Annotated in this window: 19 protein-coding genes and 1 tRNA gene; 8 read left to right on the top strand and 12 right to left on the bottom strand. The window is 51.3% G+C overall.

Translation table 11 applies throughout. The features are described 5' to 3' along the window. Nucleotides 1-246 precede the first annotated feature (246 nt). Nucleotides 247-1,329 carry an FtsW/RodA/SpoVE family cell cycle protein gene (locus HMPREF1141_RS09915; protein ID WP_242824585.1) on the top strand — a complete coding sequence of 361 codons (1,083 nt, stop codon included), beginning with the start codon at nt 247-249 and terminating at the stop codon, nt 1,327-1,329. A gap of 123 nt (nt 1,330-1,452) precedes the next feature. On the opposite strand, the gene HMPREF1141_RS09910 is transcribed toward HMPREF1141_RS09915, so the two are convergent. From HMPREF1141_RS09910 to typA, 4 genes are all read right to left on the bottom strand, one after another. Continuing rightward, on the bottom strand, nt 1,453-2,364 hold the full coding sequence (locus HMPREF1141_RS09910) for a radical SAM protein (protein ID WP_009063681.1): 912 nt from the start codon (nt 2,362-2,364) through the stop codon (nt 1,453-1,455). Then, complete coding sequence (gene pgeF, locus HMPREF1141_RS09905) at nt 2,354-3,190, bottom strand: peptidoglycan editing factor PgeF (protein ID WP_009064057.1); 837 nt, start codon at nt 3,188-3,190, stop codon at nt 2,354-2,356. Before pgeF ends, HMPREF1141_RS09910 begins: the two co-directional genes overlap by 11 nt. Nucleotides 3,191-3,303: 113 nt before the next feature. Beyond that, on the bottom strand, nt 3,304-4,224 hold the full coding sequence (locus HMPREF1141_RS09900; protein WP_242824584.1) for a 3'-5' exonuclease: 921 nt from the start codon (nt 4,222-4,224) through the stop codon (nt 3,304-3,306). 46 nt (nt 4,225-4,270) lie between these two features. Next, nucleotides 4,271-6,091, bottom strand: coding sequence for a translational GTPase TypA (typA, locus tag HMPREF1141_RS09895; protein WP_009064235.1), 1,821 nt, complete (start codon nt 6,089-6,091; stop codon nt 4,271-4,273). 540 nt (nt 6,092-6,631) lie between these two features. Between typA and HMPREF1141_RS09890 the strand changes: the two genes are divergently transcribed. Then, on the top strand, nt 6,632-7,615 hold the full coding sequence (locus HMPREF1141_RS09890; RefSeq protein ID WP_009063943.1) for a DMT family transporter: 984 nt from the start codon (nt 6,632-6,634) through the stop codon (nt 7,613-7,615). Between the two features lie 169 nt (nt 7,616-7,784). On the opposite strand, the gene HMPREF1141_RS09885 is transcribed toward HMPREF1141_RS09890, so the two are convergent. Then, entirely contained in the window at nt 7,785-8,348 is a 564-nt protein-coding gene (locus HMPREF1141_RS09885; RefSeq protein ID WP_009063621.1) for an isoprenylcysteine carboxylmethyltransferase family protein, read from the bottom strand. Between the two features lie 152 nt (nt 8,349-8,500). Next, a tRNA-Gly gene (locus HMPREF1141_RS09880) sits at nt 8,501-8,576 on the bottom strand. Between the two features lie 515 nt (nt 8,577-9,091). Here HMPREF1141_RS09880 and HMPREF1141_RS09875 point away from each other — a divergent pair. From HMPREF1141_RS09875 to HMPREF1141_RS09850, 6 genes are all read left to right on the top strand, one after another. Then, on the top strand, nt 9,092-10,099 hold the full coding sequence (locus HMPREF1141_RS09875; RefSeq protein ID WP_009063591.1) for a DnaD domain protein: 1,008 nt from the start codon (nt 9,092-9,094) through the stop codon (nt 10,097-10,099). Between the two features lie 7 nt (nt 10,100-10,106). Next, complete coding sequence (locus HMPREF1141_RS09870; RefSeq protein ID WP_009064139.1) at nt 10,107-11,096, top strand: ATP-binding protein; 990 nt, start codon at nt 10,107-10,109, stop codon at nt 11,094-11,096. Nucleotides 11,097-11,202: 106 nt separating this feature from the next. Beyond that, nucleotides 11,203-11,691 (top strand): DUF5071 domain-containing protein, encoded by a 489-nt coding sequence (locus HMPREF1141_RS09865; protein WP_009063589.1) that lies wholly within the window; start codon nt 11,203-11,205, stop codon nt 11,689-11,691. A 134-nt stretch (nt 11,692-11,825) separates the two neighbouring features. Beyond that, nucleotides 11,826-13,490 carry a DUF2207 domain-containing protein gene (locus HMPREF1141_RS09860; protein ID WP_009063427.1) on the top strand — a complete coding sequence of 555 codons (1,665 nt, stop codon included), beginning with the start codon at nt 11,826-11,828 and terminating at the stop codon, nt 13,488-13,490. 336 nt (nt 13,491-13,826) lie between these two features. Beyond that, nucleotides 13,827-14,504, top strand: coding sequence for a CatA-like O-acetyltransferase (locus HMPREF1141_RS09855; protein ID WP_009063703.1), 678 nt, complete (start codon nt 13,827-13,829; stop codon nt 14,502-14,504). A 17-nt stretch (nt 14,505-14,521) separates the two neighbouring features. Further along, nucleotides 14,522-14,998 (top strand): YbhB/YbcL family Raf kinase inhibitor-like protein, encoded by a 477-nt coding sequence (locus HMPREF1141_RS09850; RefSeq protein ID WP_009063892.1) that lies wholly within the window; start codon nt 14,522-14,524, stop codon nt 14,996-14,998. A 134-nt stretch (nt 14,999-15,132) separates the two neighbouring features. On the opposite strand, the gene tnpA is transcribed toward HMPREF1141_RS09850, so the two are convergent. The 6 genes from tnpA to HMPREF1141_RS09820 form a co-directional block, all read right to left on the bottom strand. Next, on the bottom strand, nt 15,133-15,648 hold the full coding sequence (tnpA, locus tag HMPREF1141_RS09845) for an IS200/IS605 family transposase (RefSeq protein WP_051044295.1): 516 nt from the start codon (nt 15,646-15,648) through the stop codon (nt 15,133-15,135). 180 nt (nt 15,649-15,828) lie between these two features. After that, entirely contained in the window at nt 15,829-16,914 is a 1,086-nt protein-coding gene (locus tag HMPREF1141_RS09840; protein ID WP_009063985.1) for a glycosyltransferase, read from the bottom strand. Next, nucleotides 16,911-17,993 carry a glycosyltransferase gene (locus HMPREF1141_RS09835; protein ID WP_009063663.1) on the bottom strand — a complete coding sequence of 361 codons (1,083 nt, stop codon included), beginning with the start codon at nt 17,991-17,993 and terminating at the stop codon, nt 16,911-16,913. The genes HMPREF1141_RS09840 and HMPREF1141_RS09835 overlap by 4 nt, the downstream gene beginning before the upstream one ends. Further along, nucleotides 17,990-19,405, bottom strand: a complete 1,416-nt coding sequence (locus HMPREF1141_RS09830; RefSeq protein ID WP_009063437.1) for an oligosaccharide repeat unit polymerase — start codon at nt 19,403-19,405, stop codon at nt 17,990-17,992. Before HMPREF1141_RS09830 ends, HMPREF1141_RS09835 begins: the two co-directional genes overlap by 4 nt. Then, nucleotides 19,402-20,553, bottom strand: a complete 1,152-nt coding sequence (locus tag HMPREF1141_RS09825; protein ID WP_009063997.1) for a leucine-rich repeat domain-containing protein — start codon at nt 20,551-20,553, stop codon at nt 19,402-19,404. Before HMPREF1141_RS09825 ends, HMPREF1141_RS09830 begins: the two co-directional genes overlap by 4 nt. A 24-nt stretch (nt 20,554-20,577) precedes the next feature. Beyond that, entirely contained in the window at nt 20,578-21,852 is a 1,275-nt protein-coding gene (locus HMPREF1141_RS09820) for an oligosaccharide flippase family protein (RefSeq protein ID WP_242824595.1), read from the bottom strand. Nucleotides 21,853-21,874: the final 22 nt, after the last annotated feature.

Raw genomic sequence — 21,874 nt, 5'->3', positions numbered from 1 at the left:
AAAGGCAACTTTTATATTATGCCTTCTTGAAAACGAATGAACAATAGTAAACCGCTGATTCGATTCCGGCGCTCTTTGCAAAGAACAATCGAAGAAATTATACCACATTCAGGGGCCGGATAAAAGTATTTGCTTGAACTTTCGCCCGGTTCCGCCTATAATAGGACTCGAGGTGAAATTATGTCCAGAGCTCTTGACTCGTTCAAATTATATTTTCGACGAACAAACAAGCCCCTGTGGCTGTTTATGATAGCGATTTCCGTTTACGGACTTCTTCTGGTGGCCAGCGTGACCCGCGCGTTCAGCGTCAACTACTTTAAAACGCAGCTGATCGCCGTGATACTGGGGTATATTGCCGCCATTGTCCTGACCCGTCTGAACTACCGGGAAATTACGAATTACTGGTACCTTGTGGCGGGCTTTTGTATTTTTCTGATTATCTACACGCTGCTGTTCGGACAATCTGCCTCGGGCTCCTCCGGCGTTGACGCCAAGGCGTGGATCAAGCTGCCGGGCGGCACGACCTTTCAGCCGTCTGAACTGGCGAAGATCGGCTTTATGATCACCTTTCCGAAGCATCTTTCCGTTTTGGAGGAACGCGGATTGCTGAGGAATCCTTTGTATGTGATCACTCTTGGTGTACATGCCCTGATCCCCATGCTGCTGACCCATATGCAGGGCGACGACGGAGCGGCGGTGATCTTTTTCTGCATGTTCCTTGCCATGTCTTTTGCGGCAGGCGTACAGCTGCGCTACTTTGCGCTGGTGTTCGGCGCCATGCTGATCGGCGCTCCCCTTGCGTGGAAATACGTTCTGGCGGATTACCAGAAAACCCGTCTGATTAATATGATGAACCCCGAGGCCGACCCGCTGGGTGCGGGCCTGCAGCAGATTCAGGGCAGAATCTCCATCGGCTCTGGCCAGATGTTTGGGCGTGGGCTGTTTGAGGGCCCGCGCGTGGCGCGCAACAGCGTCCCGATTCAGCAGAGCGACTTTATTTTCTCCGTCGCGGGCGAAGAGCTTGGATTCATCGGCACCTCGCTTGTGCTGATTCTGATTCTTGCGCTGCTGATTACCGTGCTGTACTGCGCCAGAAAGGCCAGCGATCCGATGGGGACCTATATGTGCTTCGGCTTTTTCGGCATGATCGCGTCACAGGCGATTTTCAATGTAGGCATGTGCCTGAGCCTGCTGCCGGTTATGGGCGTTACGCTTCCGTTCTTCAGCGCGGGCGGCTCTTCTACAGCGTGCTTTTACCTTGGCTTCGGTCTGGTGCAGAGCGTGTATATGTTCAAGCACGATACCGACAAGGTGCGATTGCGGCTGTGATTCTCATTTCAGCCTTCTCCCCCTCTTTCGGCGGAGAAAATGAGATAATATTTCAAGGCAGCTGATAACCCATCCATAACAGCTAAAAAAATCCCTGTGCCCAACTGATCGGGCACAGGGATTTTATTGCTTTGAATCGGAAAGGAACTCCAGCCCTTCCAGATCAAAGGAAGGGATATACGTTTTTTTCGCTGAGGAGCGCTCCTGCACAAAACCGTCCAGCCCGGATTCCATCAGATATTCCTCTACCTTATGGAATTCCCGCGCGGTGATGGGGCGGTTGATTTCGGGATACTGCTCCGCCTTTCCGCAGGGGATGTACTGCGCCATCAGGCTAACCGGCACCCCCTCGGGCAAATGCTCCCTCAGCCAGTCGAGCGCGGCGATGGATTCGCGCGTATGGCCCGGCAGAATTAAATGGCGCACCACAGTGCCGCGGACAAGCATTCCCTGTTCGTCGAACTGGGCCGCGCCGGTCTGACGCACCATTTCCAGAATCGCCTGCTTGGCGTATTCGGGGTAATCCGCCGCGCCGGAATATCGGGCAGCCGGTTCAGAGCTTACATATTTCAGATCGGGCAGATACACATCTACCAGGCCCTCGAGCAGCTTGAGCGTTTCAACGGTTTCATAGCCGCTGCTGTTGTATACCACCGGCACCGGAAGCTTTTTCAGCCTTAAAGCCTCGGCAATCGGCAGGGCAAACTGCGTGGGGCTGACCAGGTTGATATTGTGCGCCCCTTGCTCTACCAGACTTTGGAACACCTCGGCAAGCTGGGCGACGGTCAGTTCTTTTCCCACCTGTCGCCGGGTGCTGATGTCGTAGTTCTGGCAAAAAACACAGCCCAAGGTACAGCCGGTAAAAAACACCGTACCTGAGCCGCGCGTTCCGCTGATGCAGGGTTCTTCCCAAAAGTGAAGCGCCGCGCGCGCCACCACGGGATGGCTCCCCATATGACAAAAGCCGCTGCCCTTTGACGGCTCCCTGTGAACTCCGCAGCCGCGGGGACACAGCATACAATGCTCAAGAGTCAAAGGACTGCGCCTCCTTCAGGCACATCATCGCCACCATACCGCCGCGCCTGTCGCCCATCAGACGATGAGAGAAAAACAGCTCCGGGTGGCATTTCGTGCAGACCTCGCCCACTGAGATATTTTCGTCCGGAATACCGGCCAGCACCAGAATCCGCCGGTTGCACTCCCACAAATCCAGCAGATATTTCCCATTCCCCTGCTCGGCAAACAGTTCTTCCGGCAGCAGGTCTGTGTGCTGCATCACCTGCTCCCGTACCGTTTCATCCACCTCATAGCAGCAAGGGCCGATGGACGGCCCGACCGCCGCCAGAATATCCTGCGTGCTGCAGCCGAACTGCCGGCACAGGGTTTCGGTCATTTTTTCACCGATGCGCTGTACGGTACCGCGCCAGCCGGCATGGGCCAGAGCGACCACATTTTTCGTGGGATCGAAAAAATACAGCGGCACGCAGTCGGCATAGCTTGTGACGAGCGTGATGCCGGGAACATCGGTGTACAGGCCGTCTACACTTTCCATGTCGCGTGGCTTTGTAATGCCGATGCCCCTCTCCTGCTCCGTCACATAGCGCAGAACGGTATGATGATCCTGCGCGGAAGCAACCAGACCATCAAAGTCATACCCCACCGCGCGACAGATGCGCCGGTAGTTCTCGAGAATGTTTTCCCGCGAATCCCCTCTGCGGAAATTCAGGCTCTCAAACTCTCCCTCACTGACTCCGCCGATGCGAGTGGAGAAGGAATGCAGCAGCTGCGGGTATTGCTCCAGCGCCGGAAAGGTCAGGTATTTCACTCCGTCTGTTTCGTGCAGTTCCATTTGATTCAGCATGCCGTGCTCCTCCTGTTGTATAGCACCGCCACCGTAAAAGTGGCTGATTTCCCCCCGCCTGCGGCGGGGGAAATCATTGCATATGGCGTTTTCCAATGAATTGACTATACTCTTCAGGATTCCTCCTGTATGTCCTGCAAATCCAGCGCCAAATCCGCCATGTCCTCTCCGCCTTCCGCAGTTTCTTCCTGCGACTCCTCCTGAAACGGAAGATTCTTTTTCTTGACGATCAGGCCGTCGTACTTCAGCTTAAACTGTATGCGGCCGGTAAATCGGTAATCACAGTGCGGGCAGTAAAAATCCGCGCGGAAGCTCTTGTTGCGGACGATCCAATCGCTCAGCTGCTCTGCCTCAAGGCCGCAGCGGTCGCAGAGAATGGTCATATCGGCCCCGCGTACCATAGGGTGCTCCCAATCGGAGAGGATGACTGTTTTGAAGGTGAGCCGAGGGTAAAAATCCGGATCATCCGCATCCTGGATCATCGACTCGAACGCATCCTTTTGGTACAGTACCCGAAAGCACTCGAGCGAAAGGATACTGTCGTTCAGGGCGCGGTGATGCTCCGACTCTTCCTCATGGATTCCCAGCAGCTGCGCGCAGGTGGAAAGGCCCATCTGCATCGTGCCGATGCCCGGCAGCCGGGATTCACAGTAGCGCTGCAGATCCACATATTTTGTTAAAAAAGGAATGTGACCGTCACCGCAGAAATAACGGCAGTTCTCAATCAAAGCCAATAGATCGGAGGTTCCCCACGTCATCAGCAGCGCGTCGCCCGCCCATTTTTTGAACCGGCTGACCGCCTGCATAAACAGCATGCCGTCCACCAGATCTTCATTGCTCAGGCGGGTCAGGGTGCGGATCTTCCCACTGATTTTCTTGCCCACCTGAGGGCGGACAAATGCATGAAAGGTATCCACAACCGTCAGGGTCTCATCCACCTTGACGGCTCCAAATTCGATGATTTCGTTGATATAGCCCTTCAGCCGGCGGCTATAAGTACCGTTCCATTCCAAATCCAGTATAATCAGCTTCATTGCTTCTCTGCGGGCGGATGTATCCATCAGTTCCCTGGCGCTTTCTTTATTTTTTTCTGTTGGACTGCTTCATGCGCTGCTCTTTGTTCAGAATCATCTTGCGCATACGGATCGATTTCGGCGTAACCTCCACCAGCTCGTCTTCCGCAATAAATTCCAAAGACTGCTCCAGACTAAGCACCGTGTGGGGCGTCAGCTTGAGCGCGTCGTCCGAACCGGAGGCACGGGTATTGGTCGCGTGCTTTTTCTTGCAGATGTTGACCGTGATATCCTCCTGCTTGGGGCTGGCACCGACGATCATGCCCTCGTAAACCTCCACGCCGGCGCCGATGAACAGCTTGCCGCGATCCTGCGCGTAAAACAATCCGTAGGCGGTGGAGGGGCCGGTTTCGTGCGCAACCAGCGAGCCCTGGGCGCGCTGTACGATATCGCCGCGGTACGGCTCGTAGGAATCAAACACATGATTCATGATACCGTTGCCGTTCGTATCCGTCAAAAATTCCGAACGATAGCCCATCAGGCCGCGGGCAGGAATTTTAAATTCCATATGAGTCACGCCGCTCTCACGGGTGCCCATGTTGACGATCTCCGCCTTGCGGGAGCCGAGCTTTTCCATGACGGCGCCCACGTACTGATCCGGCACCTCGATCATCAAAAGCTCGATGGGTTCGCAGCGCTTGCCGCCGATCGTCTTGTAAATCACGCTCGGGCGGGAAACCTGAAACTCGTAATTCTGGCGGCGCATGGTCTCGATCAGAATAGACAAATGCAGTTCGCCGCGCCCAGATACTTTGAACGTATCCGCGGAATCGGTTTCTTCCACGCGCAGCGCCACATTCGTTTCCACCTCTTTAAAGAGGCGGTCACGCAGGTTGCGGGAGGTAACAAATTTGCCCTCCTTGCCCGCGAACGGGCTGTTATTGACCATGAACATCATTGAAACCGTCGGCTCGTCGATCTTGACGAACGGCAGCGGCTCCACACAATCCGGCGCACAGGCCGTTTCGCCGATATTCAGGTCGGTAATGCCGGAAACGGCCACGATATCGCCCAGCGCCGCTTCGGTTACCTCAACTCTCTTAAGACCCTCAAACTGATAGAGCTTTACGATGCGGGCGTTGCGGTTGCCATCCTCATGGCCGCACAGCACCACACTCTGGCCGTCGCGAATTCTGCCGCGTTCCACACGGCCGATACCGATGCGCCCGAGATAATCATCGTAGTCGATGTTCGAAAACAGCACCTGCGCCGGGCCTTCCAGATCTCCCTGCGGGGCCGGTACAAACTTTAAAATGGATTCGAACAAGGGTACCATGTTCTCCCCCGGCTTGTCCGGGTCCAAAGTCGCGTAGCCGTCACGGCCGGAAGCGTACACCACCGGGAATTCCAGCTGGCTTTCGTCCGCGCCGAGCTCGATAAACAGATCTAGCACCTCGTCCACAACCTCCAGCGGACGCGCGCCGGGGCGGTCGATTTTGTTGACGACGACCACCGGCTTTTTGCCAAGGCCGAGCGCCTTTTTCAGAACAAAACGGGTTTGGGGCATGCAGCCCTCAAACGCATCCACCAAAAGCAGAACGCCGTCCACCATCATCAGGATGCGCTCTACCTCGCCGCCGAAATCGGCATGGCCGGGGGTGTCTACAATATTGATCTTTGTTCCGTCATACATGACCGCAGTATTCTTAGAAAGAATCGTGATGCCGCGTTCACGCTCCAGGTCGTTCGAGTCCATCACTCGCTCGGCGACGGCCTCATTGACACGGAAAATGCCACTTTGACGCAGAAGCTGATCGACCAGGGTTGTCTTGCCGTGGTCAACGTGCGCGATGATCGCGATGTTTCTTAAATCATTTCTAATGTCCATCCAATTACCTCTTTTGAAAAATTCACAAACATTTAATAGTATAGCATACTTTCTCTCTTTTTCATAGAAACTGCCGCATGCAAATCCTACAAAATTTGAGTAAAAAATCCCCCTGCAACCCTGACGCTTTGTATAGTGTATTCCCGAAATCAGCCCAATGGTTACCAAAGAGAAAAATACCGGCTAAAATTTCAAACACGCTAAAGATTTCGCTGAATGGATCCCCTCTTTTCTTCTATGAATCGATTAACACGAATCTCATCCTTGTATAAAATATCAAAATATTTACCAAAATTCATATTTATCTCTTTAAAAATGAATTTTTAAACACGAAGGTGATCATTGTGCTGCTTTTTTTAAAATCGGATGAATTAAAACTGGAAATACCGCACAATTTCTATTCTTTTCAGTACTTTTTATCCCGCGGAAAAGTCCGACGATTCAGACGTTTTTTCGACGAAACACAAGAAATCCGCTTGTTTTCCCCAATGAATAATGATACAATGAATTTGAATTTTCATCATAAAGGACTGAATACCAATGCATCGCCTGAAGCAATACAAGGGGGAGCTGATGCTGACCCTTTGCGCCGTGATCTGGGGAACCTCCCTTGTGCCGCAAAAGCTGGGCACGCTGTACCTTGGGCCCTTTTCCTTTGGAGCAGCCCGGTTTTTAACGGGAGCCATCATCTTTTTCCCGCTGAGTCTGATTCTGAAGCGCATCAGCAAGGAAGAGCGAAAACCATTTTTGCAAAAAGACCTCGTGATCGGCGGAGGGCTTTGCGGTATTGCCATGTTTTCGGGCGCCTATTTTCAGCAGCTGGGGCTTGCTGATACGACTGTGGGTAAAACCGGGTTTATCACCGCGATGTACATTGTTATCATTCCTCTGATCGGCCTGTTCTTCCACCGCAAAACCGAAATGATGACCTGGGTGAGCATCGCGTTGGCTGCGGTGGGGTTATACTTTTTGTGCATCTCTGAAAATTTCAGCATATCCAAAGGTGATTTTTATGTTTTCATCGGCTCTCTTTTCTGGGCCATACAGATCACCCTGGTAGATACCTATTCCAAGAAAACAGACAGTCTGGAGCTGGTGCTGGTAGAATTTGTGGTTGCGGGCCTTTTATCCCTCTTCTGCGCATTCCAGATGGAGTCACCGAATCTTCAGTCGCTAACAGCAAGCATCGGCCCGATTTTGTACACGGGGATCATGGTTGTCGGCGTTGCATACACTTTTCAGGCCCTTGGCCAAAAAACTGTGTCTCCGGCGATCGCCGGGCTGATTCTCAGCACGGAATCCCTTTTCGGCGTCATTTCCGGCGCTTTGATGTTCCAGGAGGTCATGAGCCTGCGGGAAATCTGCGGCTGTGTTCTGATGTTCAGCGCGCTGATGCTGACTCAGATCAAGCTGCCCGTTCCCCAAAAGCTTCTTCCGGAAGCTGCTCCGGCAGCTTCTGAATCTTCTTCCACACCCGGCAAGCAATTACAAACACCGGCTACGCAAAGCGTAAAATCCGAATGACGAAAAACGTTCGGGAATCGAATAGAGCAACAGCAGAGAAGGCCAATCGCATCGATTGGCGTTCTCTGCTATAAGGAATGCGAAATCATCAGCAATTATGATTCAGATGAAGAACAACGGCAAATTCAAAAGGATGCGTCTCATCTTAATTTTGCTTTGCATCAGACCGTCAGATATAACGCCTTACCTTATTACAATACGCATCGTATTCCTTGCCATAAATCTCCCTGAGTGAGTTTTCTTCCCGGCAAACCTGACGATCGATCAGCCATACGCCTGCGACCAGATATGCGAAAAATATCCACGTAGGGAAAATCAAAAACACTCCGATCAAAATCATCATAAAAGCAACATAAAGTGGATTTCGGCTGATAGAAAAGGCTCCATTGGAAACAAGCGCGCCGGGTTTATCGAGATCGATACCAACACGGAAACTTTTCCCGAACGAAATCACTCCCCAAAGAAACAGGACCGGCGCCAAAACACAAAGCACTGCGCCAAGCCATGCGGCAATCTCATTGTGATCCAACACAGCACCCATTCGGGGCAAATCAAAACTGTTTGCAGCAATGAGATAAAAATACAGAAGAACAAAGGGAGGAATGAAGAAATCTTTTCGATCGATTTTACCGAAATGCACTGCCTTGATTCCTAACTTTTTCAATTGCCGGGAGCGAAACAAAACGCAAAAGATCAGTGCGATCAATGCAAAAATGATAAAATAGCCCTGCATACAATCACCCTCCGCCCTACTAAATGGATTCTAAATAGATAAGAGAAGAATACCATGTTCCAGTCATACAGTAAAGACGATTCTTATGGGTAGTTTGATAAAATTTGCAGAAAATGAAACAACCACGAAGCAATCCTGCTTCGTGGTTGTTTTGGAGCGGATGACGAGGCTCGAACTCGCTACCTCCACCTTGGCAAGGTGGCGCTCTACCAGATGAGCTACATCCGCAAACAAACTGCGAGAGTTATTATATGACAGAATTCGCCTTAAGTCAATACCTTTTTCCAAATTTTTTATTTTTATTTTCTGGCCCTTCCATTTGGCCTTTCTATTCCTTCCCTTGCCGAAATGTGGTATAATAATTTAACGCTAAACCGCCAAGCAAAGCTTTGGGCTGCCAGGAGAATATTTAGGCATTCATTTCGTGCTTACGAAAATTTCGATCGAATTTTCGTAAGTCCGTTTATTTATGATATAATATCCTCACGACATAAACGAAGGCAAAGCTTTCGATGCCTGAGAGAACATGGAATCACTAGCCTGACAATTCCGATCTTATGGCGTTCTTTGCAGACCGGCTTTTGATTGATGATATCACAAAAATATATTTTGCCGACATGATTCCTTTTTGATACAGCTGAAAAGTATGTCATGTCTTTTTTTATTGATCCTGCCGGTAGGGCTGCGCAGTTCTGATTTGCCCGCCCATCCCGCGTGGGATCAATCGTACAAAGGAGTATACCATGGTTTTTTCTATTCATCCCGGTGCATGGAAATCGGTTTTTGCCGTTCCCAGCACATTAGTCGATTCCCATATTAAAATGGCCAGCCCGAATCAGCTGAAGGTTCTTCTGTGGGCACTTCGCCACGCGGAAGAATCCTTTACGCATGAGGTGATCGCTGCCGCACTGGGTATCACGGCCTCCGACGTGCAGGACGCAATGCAGTACTGGGTGCAGGTCGGCCTTGTAGCGGAGGAGGTTCCGGAACCGGCGGTACAGCCTGCTGCCGCGGAACGCCCCCTGCAGCCGGAGTTTCCGCTGGCTGCCGCTCCCATCGCCGAAAGTCTTCCCCCTGTCCCGCCGCGCCGCATCCCCAAGCCGGACGGCCTGTTTATTGCGGAACGGATCAATCAGTCGGCAGAAATCCGCTTTTTGATGCAGGAGGCCCAGCAGCTTTTAGGGCGTCCCCTCTCCCCGGGGCTTTCTTCTACTCTGCTGGCGATTCACGATGACTACGGCCTGCCCGTGGACGTTACCCTGATGCTCCTGCAGTTTGTCAAGAGTAAGGGCAAGGACAACACCAGCTACATAGAAGCGGTGGCCCGCGACTGGGCGGAAGAGGGCATCTCCACACACCTGCAGGCGGAAGAAAAACTGCGCCGTCTGGATGAAATCAATAAGGCGTGGAGAAAAATCGAACAGGCTCTGCGCCTCTCTCCCCGTGCCCCGAGCGCGCGGGAGGAACGGTATTCGGACCGCTGGCTATTGGAATGGAAATTTTCACCCCAGATGGTGCGCGAGGCCTACGACCGCAGCGTAGACGCCATTGGAAAGCTGAGCCTGAGCTATATGAACAAGATTCTGGAACGCTGGCAGCGAGAGGGCATCACAACACCCCAGCAGGCCGCGATGGAACAAAAAGAAAAAACCACCGTGCAAAAACAGTCAAAACTGCAGCAAACTACTTATGATATTGAGGAATACGAGCGCATAAGCACTCAGGTTCCTGATCTATTGGGAAAGGAATGATGCTTCGATGGCCTATGGAAAGGATATTTACCAAGTCGCTCTTGGTATTCTGAATGACCGTCGTATGCGTGAAAACGAATCCGCGGACGAACGCCGCAGGGCTTTTTACGCCATGTATCCCCGTGCGCACGAAATAGAGCGCCAGCTGGCCGCAACGGCCATTGGCGCGGCCAAGGCTGTGCTGAACGGCAGCGATACCGTAACGGAGCTGACCCGCCTGAAAGAGAAAAATCTCTCTTTGCAGCAGGAGCTGAACCAGATGCTGCGCCAGGCAGGTTTGGAGCAGGATTATCTGAATCCCCACTATCAGTGCAAAAAATGCGGCGACACCGGGTATGTAGACGGCAGAATGTGCAGCTGCCTGCGCGATCTACTGCGCAAAACCGCCTATCAGCGTCTGAATGAAATGACTCCGCTCTCCCTTTGCTCTTTTGAGGAATTCTCTTTGGAGCATTACCCTGAAGTGTCCCAGAACGAAGGGGAAATCGCGCCCAAAAAGCAGATGGAGAACATTTTTCATTTCTGCCGCACCTACGCGCGGGACTTTTCCCTGAAATCCCCCAGCCTGATCCTGCAAGGCGGAACCGGCCTTGGTAAAACCCATTTGTCCCTGGCCATCGCGCGCGAAGCCGTGGGAAAGGGCTTTGGAGTGATTTATCTCTCCGCGCAGAATATGGCTACCAGTCTGGAGAGGGAACGCTTTGGGCGCGCGGAAGAGGATGAGGATACCAACGCGCTGCTGCTTGGCTGCGATCTTTTGCTTCTCGATGACCTTGGGACCGAGTTTTCCACTTCGTTCATCGACGCTGCCATATACAATATTGTCAATACACGCCTGATGGCTGGGCGGCCCACGATCATCAGCACCAATCTTTCTTTGTACGAGCTGCAAAAGCGCTATTCCGAACGTTTTGTTTCCCGGATCATCGGGAGCTACGTGCGCCTGACGTTTCTGGGCAAGGATGTGCGCCAGCAAAAACGGATGAAGCGCGGCTGAAGAACGGAGCGGTAACGCTTTTTGGCTTACAAACATACAAACTTCATGGTATTCTAAAATCAGACTTACCAGTTTCAGATAGATGCAACGAACAGGAGATCGATACATGAATCAAAAACAAGAGGGCATATTAAAAGATTTATCCTGGAACAGCACAGCGGATCAAACAAAATCCGGATTTATCGCGGCATTGCAAGAAACGGATCATCAGTACCTACTGCAGCCAACCGATCATTTTGACAGCTGGGAAAACGCCTCGATTCTCTTTTTAATACTGAGTGATGAAGAAATCAAACCGTATCTGGCGGATTTGCTCAACTGGCTGCAGGATTTAAACTGGCCTGGGGCCGAACGAATTCTGGACCGTCTTCAGCGCATTTCCTCCGAATTGCTTGTAAAGCCGTTGGAGCTTGCCGCAAAATTGGCTGCTGAATCAAAGGATGAAACCTGGCTGAGCAATATTTCTATTCTGATTGCCAATCCCGGCATGAACAAATTATTGGATTCCGAAACGTTTACATTGCTCAAGCCATTTGCGGCGGATCAGTGGCAATGGGATTATGATAAGATTGCAGAACATTTTGATTTTGATTGACTTGCGCCGATAAACATAAGAAAACAACAAGGTTATGGAATACCTGTTTCCCAGTAGTCATTTTCACGGCAGGCCGGCACCTTGGGCAGTTTCTCTATAAAAATAAAAAATATAATGCAACACAGGAGAAGCTTATGAAATCAAACCGTAAGAAAACACTTCTGCTTTCCGTCATTGTTACGATACTCTTTATTTTCAGCGCAGTTCCAGCTTTTGCGGCGGAAGATGCCATTCCATCGATTCGTATCGACGCCGCTTTGCGGAGCGACGGTTCCGCAGCTATCACAGAGGTCTGGAACGTTCGCGGTGTGTACAGCGGCACGGAATATTACAAGGCCCTGAATCACATGGATGGCATGAGCGTTCATTCTCTTACTGTAAAGGACGAGTCCGGCACGCAGTACGAAACACTGAGCACCTGGGATGCGGATCGTTCCAGAGAAGAAAAAGCCGGTACCTGCGGTATTCTGGAAACATCCGACGGCTACGAGCTTTGCTGGGGAATCGGCACATATGGCGATCATCAATACACCATCCAGTATGTTCTGGACGGGCTGATAAAGGATTACGGTGACTACGCAGGATTCTACCATCAGTTTGTGTCGGATCTTTCCAGCGCTCCGGAATCGGTCTCAGTCAAAATCCGAATGGCAAACACTTCCCTGACGGAAAATAACGCCCGGATCTGGGGATACGGCTTCCCCGGTGAAGTGCAGATCGCCGACAGCGGAATTCTGACCGCTGATTCCTCCGAGTCTTTGGGCGGCGGAGATTATGTGAATCTGCTGTGCCGCTTTGAAAGGGAGTTGTTCCCGCAGGCCACCAAAGCGGATATGTCTTTTGAAGACCTGCAGAAAAACGCGGAAAACGAGGAATCCCCAATCGCGCTCTATATTCTGGGCGCTATTTTTGCTGTGCTAATCATCGGGGGCGCCGCGGCGTTCGCCCTCTTCTTTTCACGCTACAAGCTTGCGGACGGCACGGCGGTAAGGCTGGCTGCGAGAGATCAAATCGAACCCACGTGGTCGGTTCCCTTTGGCGGCAGTATCCCTGCCGTATATGCCGCAATGAAATTGCTGCGCAAGGGAATTTCCTGTGATAAGCTGATGGGCGCTTACCTCATCCGCTGGCAAAAGGCAGGATATATCAGCATCGAAGAGCGTGAAAACCCACAAGGTAAAAAGAAATCAAAACCGGAAGAAGTCATCGTCTTTCAGCCGGAGAAAATGCCCTCTGCCGCAGTGGAGCAATCGCTGTATGCCATTCTGACCGCAGGCGCCGATCTGGATGGAATTCTTTGGAGCTCTGCGATAGAAAAGCGGGCGGAAAAACTTTATGAAAAGCTCACGGAGTGGGCCAAAGAGGTCGAAAGCGAAGGAGAAAAAGAATTGATTCTCCTGAGTGTGGCGGCTAAAGATAAAAACGGTGTTGTCCGATTCACTGCCTCCGGTTTCGATCAGGCGGTCCGAATGATAGGCTTCCAGAAATACCTGATTGGAATGAAAGTGCATCAGAAAGACGGCCCGGCTCCGCGAGAGCTTTGGGGCGATTATCTTGTATTTGCCGCTCTATTCGATATTGGCGAGCAGGTGCTGAAAAGCATGGAAGCTCTTGATCCCATTTATTATGAATCCTTTTCAGGCATGTACGGCTACAACTCTTACCGCATGATTTACTTTATGACCATGACAAATCATATTTCTCATGCTGCTGCCCCCAATTTAAACGGAACCGGCGGTGCCGCAGGCTCTGTTGGCGGCGGTGGTTTCTCCGGCGGCGGTGGCGGCGGAAGCCGGTAAAAGCAGGCGGACTGATGGGGATTAAAGTTGATCTTAATCAGAAGGAGTCAGGCGTACATTGGTATTTCAAAACGGATGTTAATAGGTACAGCCAATGAGAAACCGCCTGACAATATACAAGCCCCTAGAATAAAGCCAGCCTGTTCCAACGGCTCGTCTTTCTGCTAAGAAAATTCATTTGCGCGGCGAACACTTTGACAAATGAAAGCAAGTGTTTTCGCGTGCCGAAACATCTGAACTGCTGGCTTTCATCTGCTTTCTCTCTTCCCCTCAAGGGGATGGAGCAATATTCGGATGAGAGCCAGCGGTTTTCTTACCCGATAAGGAGAGAGAACCATGAATTATCATTATCTTGATATGGAACACTACCCGCGCCGGGGGCAATTCGATTATTTCCGCAACATGGCTTACCCTTATGCCGGAATGACGGTTCCTCTTGATATTACGGAGCTCATGGATTGCATCAAAGAAAACGGCTGGCCCTTTTTTCTGACACTGCTGTACCTTGTAACCGGTACGGCAAACGCGATCCCTGAATTTCGTCAGCGGATCCGGCAAGACAAAATCATTGAATTTGACCACTGCATTCCCTCCTATACACTTGCGGCGGAAAACGGGAGCTATTGCTACTGTACTGCGGATGAGCGCCTGCCCTTTCAGGAATATCTTCTTGATGCAAAGCACAGGCAGAAAAAGGCGCAGGAAGCGGCGGGAATTGAGGATTGCGGGGACGAAGAACAGCTGTTTTTCATCTCTACCCTTCCCTGGGCAAGCTACACCGCACTCGTTCAGCCAGTACCGGCCCCTGCCGACAGCAACCCGCGCATTACCTGGGGAAAACATTTTCAGACCGAGGGAAGAATCAAAATTCCGGTAACCGTGCTGGTCAACCACGCGCTGATGGATGGATTCCATATTTCAAGATTCTTTCAGGAGCTTCAGAGCCGGTTCTGCGACATGGACTGTTTATCCACTACGAACTTTACATCAGAGGTTTCATCCGATGATACTTAATATCAGGAGGATATGGTATGGAAACGCTCAAAATCAAAAGCAGTGCATTTGCGGAAGGAGCCTGGATTCCCGAACGGTATACAGCCCGGGAAGACGATCTGTCTCCGGATTTTGAAATAGAAGGCATCGACCCCAATGCAAAATCCATTGCAATTACCCTCGACGATGCGTCGCACCCTATTTTTCCGAACTATAACCACTGGGTGATTTGGAATCTGCCGGTACAGACCGTTATTCCAGAAGGAATACCGCGTGGCGGGACTGTTGCTTCCTTCGGCGGCGCCATACAGGGTATCGCTTACGGCAGAAACCGATACAAGGGGCCGAAACCGCCGCTGCGATCCATTCACACCTATGTATTTACCGTTTTCGTTCTGGACTGCCAAATCGATTTGGCCTCAGACAGCAGAAAACAAGACCTCCTCCGCAAAATGGAAGGACATATTTTGCAGCAGGCTAAGCTTTCGGGGAAATTCCAAAGCCACAGAGAATAAAATCAAAAGCACCAGTTCAACTGGTGGTATGCACCAGCCCTAAAAGGGCTTATTACAGGCACAGCCCCTCAAGGGGCATCGAATAGTCCGCCAACCGCATTACTATTACGGGCCGCCGCTAAAGCGGCCTGTTTTTATGCCTTCGTATTCTTGCTACCCGTAAACGGGTCCGTGTACTCTTTGAATGATATCTGGTCTGACGCTATATCTTCCTCTAATTGATTCTTGATGTATTCTGCTATTGCTTTTTTATTGCGGCCTACCGTATCCACATAGTAGCCCCTACACCAGAAATGACGACTGCCATACTTGTACTTCAGGTTTGCATGTCTGTCGAAGATCATCAGGCTGCTCTTCCCTTTCAGAAAACCCATAAACTGCGCTACACTCAGGCTTGACGGGATACATACCAGCATATGTATGTGATCCGCGCATGCATTCGCTTCCACTATCTCGACACTCTTTTGTTCACACAGCTTTCGCAATATTTGCCCGATATCTGCTTTTAGCTTTCCATACACCTCTTTTCTTCGATATTTTGGTGCAAATACGATATGGTACTGGCATCGCCACTTAGAATGTGATAAACTTTGTATGTCGTTCACGCGACAAAGCCTCCTTTTGCTTTTGGTGCGGTTGGCAGACCACATCTATTTTAGCAAAAGGAGGCTTTCTTGTATCTAAAGATTTCTAATTCCCCCGGTAAAACCGGGGGTTTATTTTGCGCTAAAGCTTTTTTAAACTGCCGAAAAAATTGCGCAGCCATAAAATTGTAAAACAACTTCGCGGCTGCGCAATTTCAATGGTTTGTATGTTTTTCAGAGGCCCATTTACAGTCCTTTTTTATGTTCTGCAATCGCGGCTTCGTAAACCTGCTCCATCTGCTCCACATTCTTTTTAAAATCAAACAGACGAAGTACCCGCTCACGGCCCGCCTCGCCCATCTGGCTGCGCAGCGCGGTATCCTGACAGAGTCTCAGCAGATGCTCTGCCAGTGCTTCCACATCCCCGCAGGGAGCCAGAAAGCCGGTGACGCCATCCTCCACAGTCTCTAAAAAGCCGTCTACATTGCTGGCCACCACGGGAACGCCGCAGGCCATCGCCTCTACAGCCGAAACACCGAAGCTCTCGGAACGGCTCGGCAGACAGACCGCATCCATACTGCTCAACACCTTCGGCACCTGCGGATTAGGAATCACACCGCACAGACTCGCGGACTCAGAAAGACCAAGTGAATCGATCAGCTGCTGCAGCGCCTCCTGCCGGCTGCCTTTCCCGTAAATCTTCAGGGAATACGAGCCCGGCGGTGCTTTCTGCACAAACAGCGCGAACGCGCGGATCAGGTCATCCATGCCGTAGACATCCTCCAGCGCTTTCACCGCACCGACGCAAAAGCCGTCATGCTCCTGCGGCTGCGGAGAAAACTGCGAACAGTCCACGCCGAAAGGGGTAATCCAGATTTTGCGCTGTTCCCCAAAGACACGACGCACCTGATCGGCCATCACCTCGCTGGTAGAAGCCACAACATCCGCGGCCTTCAGGTTACCGGCTACCAGAAACTTATGCACCGGGCTTTTCAGCGGAAACTCATACACGTCGCTGCCCCACACAGACAGCACCAGCGGGTGCGAGCGTGCCATACGAACCAGCGTACCGTAGCCGCTGGCATAATGGGCGTTGATGACATCGGGCGCAAAGTCCGCCAGATCACGGCGAAGCTCACCGCCGTTCAAAAAATACCCGGCAAATCCGCTCTTGCCCAGATATACTACTTCTACCTCAGGATTCAGGTTTTTCTGGCGATTTTCATGCTCCGGCAGCGAATACAGCCGTACCTTATGCCCTCTTTTACACAGGGCGTTCACCCACTTGACCGTATGGCTGGAGCTGGCCGCCGACACAAACGCTATTTTCATGCCTGCTTCTCCCCCTGACTGCCGCCCAAATCTGCAAGGACGGTTTTTGCCCGGTCTGTCCAGAGGTTTCCCTGCACCGCCTGTGCGGCATTTTTCGCACAGTGGGCATACAGCTCGGTATCTCTGAGCAGCTCGGATACTTTCTCTGCAAAATCCGTGGGATCGTTTTCGCACACGAGCCCCAGCGAATATTTCTGGATAAACTTTTCGGTTTCCGTACAGTTTACCGCCACCATCGGCAGGCCGTATTCCAGGTATTCCATCAGCTTGACGGAGAACGCAAAGTCGTTATACGCATTCTTTTCAATGGGATAGAGGGCCAAATCCGCCTGCTCATACAGCGGAGCCAGCTCTTTTGCGCCGGAAGCATGTACCAGCTTCAGCCAGGGCTTGTTCCGAACCTTCTCTTCAATATAGGCAACTCCCTGCGGACGGCAGACCAGCGTGAGCGGGAACTCGGCCCCGTCCCCATTGAGCAGATCAAAGGCTTTCAGCAAGGTGTCCGTACCGTAGCGCTTTGAGACTCCGCCCACATAAATGCTGCGCTTGCCGGGAAGCTTCCCCAGCTTATTGCCGCGGCTGCCCATACAGGCAGGCGGCAGAAATGCCACATGCGGAAAATCAAAATACTGCTCCATGCTCTCGGTAGGCAGGTAAACAAGGTCCGTATTCTTTTTGAGAAACCGCACATCGCGCTCCGACATCCACGCAATCACGTGCTGCTTGAGGCTCTTTCTGCCGGGGATGAACACCTCGTCAAAACGGAAAGCGGCATCCCGGTAAAAATACCCGACGGGAATCCCCTTTTTGTGTACCCGATGGATAAGCTTTCGGTCAAAGGCATGAAAAATCGGGCCGGAGGGGCTCTCTACATAACAAAAGTCGGGCCGGTTTGTATCGAGCCAGCGGTTGATCTCCTCCACCGCATGGCGGCGCTGCTCGCGGCGGTTCTGCTGCGCCTGTAAGAGCTTGACCTCGCAGCCAAGAGACAGAAACGCCTCATACATCATCTGCGGGCGAACGGACGAGCCGGACTGGAAATCCCCTAAATCAATATAAGTCAGGTATAAAATCGTCATGATTTTCCCGCCGCCTTCTTTTCTTTTCCCTCGAGACGATCCAACAGCTTGATCAGGCCCGCCGGCGCACGGGGCGACAGGCGTTCCCAGATCCAAGGAGCGAAATGCCCGGCCACCAGGAAGAACAACAGAAGATAGGTTTGAAAATTGTAAATAAAGTCTACGAACCCGCCCTGTGTCGCCAGCGCCAGGCGGCTGGTGAGCATCGCGGTCAGTGCCAGCTGATAAGGGGTTTTACGCAGACGGGTAAACGCATAAAACAGAACGCCCATCACAAGCCCCATATACACGATGGAGAGAACCATCCCCCAGAAGCCGAAATTCGCGTAGGCCTCGCCGATATAAAAGGCGTTCATCACACCGCCGGTACCGTCGTACACTTTTTCGGAACCGTAAAAATCCATGACCAGCTTGGCGGAACGGACATAGCTCCCGTCGATGCCCAACAGGTGCATCGCCGTCGGCGACAGGCTGCGGCCATGCAGAAACGGGAAGATCGTCGGGAACAAGTCAAAGTGCATCGTCAGCGTGCCCACCTGGGTAAACAGCGTGCGGCCGATCGGGCCGTTATAAAAGTTGCTGTCGCCGGAGGTAAAGCTGTACCCCATCCGCCCATAAATAAATACGATGAACAGAGCCATAGCGGCGCCGAAACCGAACACCACCCTGCGGGAGATGCCGCCGCGCTCATACATGAGGATCAGGAGCAGCACGAACAGGTAGAACAGCACCGGGGATTTCTCAAAATTGATGGTCGCGGAAACAATGGCCGAGCCTACCAGCACAGCGGTAAGGGCCCACCACCAGAATTTTTTGAGTACCACTGCGTAGGCAAACGCGACATAAGACAGCAGCGGCAGAAACAGCCCCAGCAAAAGGTTTTTGACGTAGCTGTTGACGATCACGATCTGCGAAATCCGCTGACGCTCCACGCCGAACTCAAAGCCGGCCGGAGTGCGCACCAAGCGCAGCAAGGGGAAATAGCCGATCTTGATGATATAGATCAGAAGCAGCACACAGCAGATAAACCCGATGCCTGAAATCGCGTAAAAGGCCAGTCTCTCATGCTTTACCTCAACCGACTTTTTCAAATAGCTTTTGTAGCGCTGCTTGATGTCGATATGAAAGCACTGGTAAAGCACGATGATGGTCAGCGGGAACAGAATCGCGGAAAGCAGAACGCTGTAGAACATCAGGTCAAAGCTGCTGTCGACCGTAATATACTTCATCGTGTAGTGATTGTGATCCCCCAGATACACCATGGCGGCACCGATATACGTCTGCAGCAAAAACAGGTACATCGTATAAGAAAGCAGATTGATTTTTCCAATATTCAGTGTTGCCGATGCCTTTTTAAACAAGATCAGCGAAATCAAAAGGCCAAGGACAACGATAAGCTCTTTCCAGATCATTCGTCGGTCTCCTCAAAGCCATATTTTTCGTTCAGCAGATATTGTTTTGTCAGCAGGTCGCCATTGCGGAAACGGCCCTGCAAGAAGCGGATTTTCGAACGGTCGAATTCGGGATCCAGGAAAATGGAGTTGAATTGCGGCAGCTTTTCCAGAATGGAAACATCCTTGATGTCGGTGTACTGCATTTTCAGCACCTGAAGCTCGGTGTTGTTTTTCAGCGGCTCCAGGGAGGAAATGTTGTTCAGGCTGATCGTCAGCTCCAGCAGCCAGGGATATTTTGAGGCAAAGTTGATGTCCGTTAAACAGTTAGACGCCACACTGAGCTTTTCCAGCACAGGAAGATCGCCCAAATCACCGATTGTGGTCAAAGAGTTGCTCTCCAGAGAATACTCGTACAACTGATCCATACCGGTCAGGGGCTTGGCCACCATGATGCGGTTGGAGGTAAGATTCAGAATATTCAGCTGCGGCATCCCCGAAAAAACGCTGTTATCGGTAATGCGGTTGCGAGACAGATTCAGGCTTTTCAGATTCGTCAGCTTTGTGATATCCGAGGTGACGCCGATGATCGAGTTGCCGGACAGATTCAGTTCCGTCAGGTTTTTCAGCGAGTACAGCGGAGACATATCGCGAATATAGTTGCCCGCCAGTGTCAGACGCTGCAGGGTATTGATCTGCCCCAGCGGAGTGACGTCTGCAATCTGATTGCTGGAGAGGTCAAGTTCTTTGAGATACGGAATATCCTTCAGCGCGCTGACATCAGTGATCTTTGCGGAAGAAATCGTCAGCTTGGAAAGGCCCTTAAAGTATTTCAAATCCTGAATATCCTTCACCGGCACATTCTGAATCGTCAGAATACTGATCTTCTCTACATCCACATCGTAAATGTCATCCTTAGGGCGCTCGAGCAGATTACGCACCTCGCGTTCCAGGTTTTTATCGTGGAATTCAATCTTAACGGCGTCTTCATTGATCACGTCGTCATTCATCAGAACGTTGTAAACATTCTGATACGTGTTGACCCCCAGAAAAAACAGGGAAACCAGCAGCAAGGCCAGCGTGTAGGAGAAAGGCTTGTTGCTTTTCATGTAGCCTGTCATCTGTCTGAAGCGCTCTTTCAGGCGCAGCTTACTCTGTTTTTGTTGCATTTCAGTTACCTCTCCACATTTTACTTATTTTGCATTTCTGACAATCGTCTGGCAGAAGCGGTAAAAAATCAGATAAGCACCGGCCATCGGCAAGGATGCGGCCAGCAGATACTGTTCAAACGTCATGGGGATCACAAAGGTGAGCAGCGACGGGATTGACACGGTCAGCAGCAGGAAGAACTGCCAGACCATCGTGGCCTTCTGCCGCCCGAGTGCAATTGCACTGTTGGTCAAAGGTGTTACAACAAACCGCACCATGAACAGCGGGATCAGATATTTCAGGTATTCTGGAATCGGCTTCCACTCCGGACCGAGGAACAAGGGAATAATCGGATCGCCCCACAGCAAAAGGAAGCCGAAGGGGAAAATAGACAAAATGGTCAGCCATTTTGTCACCGTAGAAAAGGTCTTGCTCAGCTTTTCCCCGTTGTGCTTGTCCGCCGAGGCGCCCCGCAGGAACACCTGGGACACCGCGCTGGAAACCAGTGTAAGCGGATTACCCAGCAGACGGTTAATCTGGCTGTAATAGCCATTCATTATTCCGCCGAACTGCATCTGAACAAACAGGCCCGTCATATTCATCGAAAGGCTGTTCGCGATGGCACTGGGCAACATATATTTGGGGTACGCCACATTTTTACGCGCAATCTTCTTTAAAAAAGGCAGGCGGAACATATAACGGTGAATCCGCCCTTTGAGGGTCATCACCATACGGAAGTTACCAAAGAAATAGGAAAGGAACTGCCCAATAATCATGCCCCAATATCCCGCGCCAAGATAGCCCAAAACAAGCTGGGTCGCAATCATCACGGAAACACGAATAATATTAGAAGCCGAAATTACTTTATACTTTTCATGCCTTACATTAAAATAGTTCAGCGCAGTGGTCAGGCCGCAGATTAATGTTGTCAGCGGAACCATCCATAAAGTGTTTTCTGCACCGCCCGTCAGGTGAAAGCGCGTGCCGATCTGCGGAATAAACGGCCACATGATCAGCCCTAACAGTGCCGAAAACAAAACTGCCAGCAAAGCGCTGAGCACAAAGGCACCGCCTGCCTCCTCATCACTATCCGCCACGACAATGGCGTAATCATAACGGAAGCAGGCGATTTGCTGCGTAATACTGGTGATGTACACATAGATACCATAAATACCCTGAAGCTCCGGCCCGTAAAGCCGCCCCAAAATCGGCATAAATGCAAAAGGCAGCAATACCTGCGCCACGGCTGTGCCGCCGGTGAGAACCGCTACGTTTTTTAAAAACTGGTTCTTCTTCAGGGAATTCATCTTAGATTTCACAAAAGACAAGACACGGCCCCCT

Source organism: Clostridium sp. MSTE9, assembly GCF_000277625.1.
Taxonomy (GTDB): domain Bacteria; phylum Bacillota; class Clostridia; order Oscillospirales; family Acutalibacteraceae; genus Faecalispora; species Faecalispora jeddahensis.
Note: the sequence above shows the minus strand (reverse complement) of the source record. Positions and strands in the feature narration are given on the sequence as shown.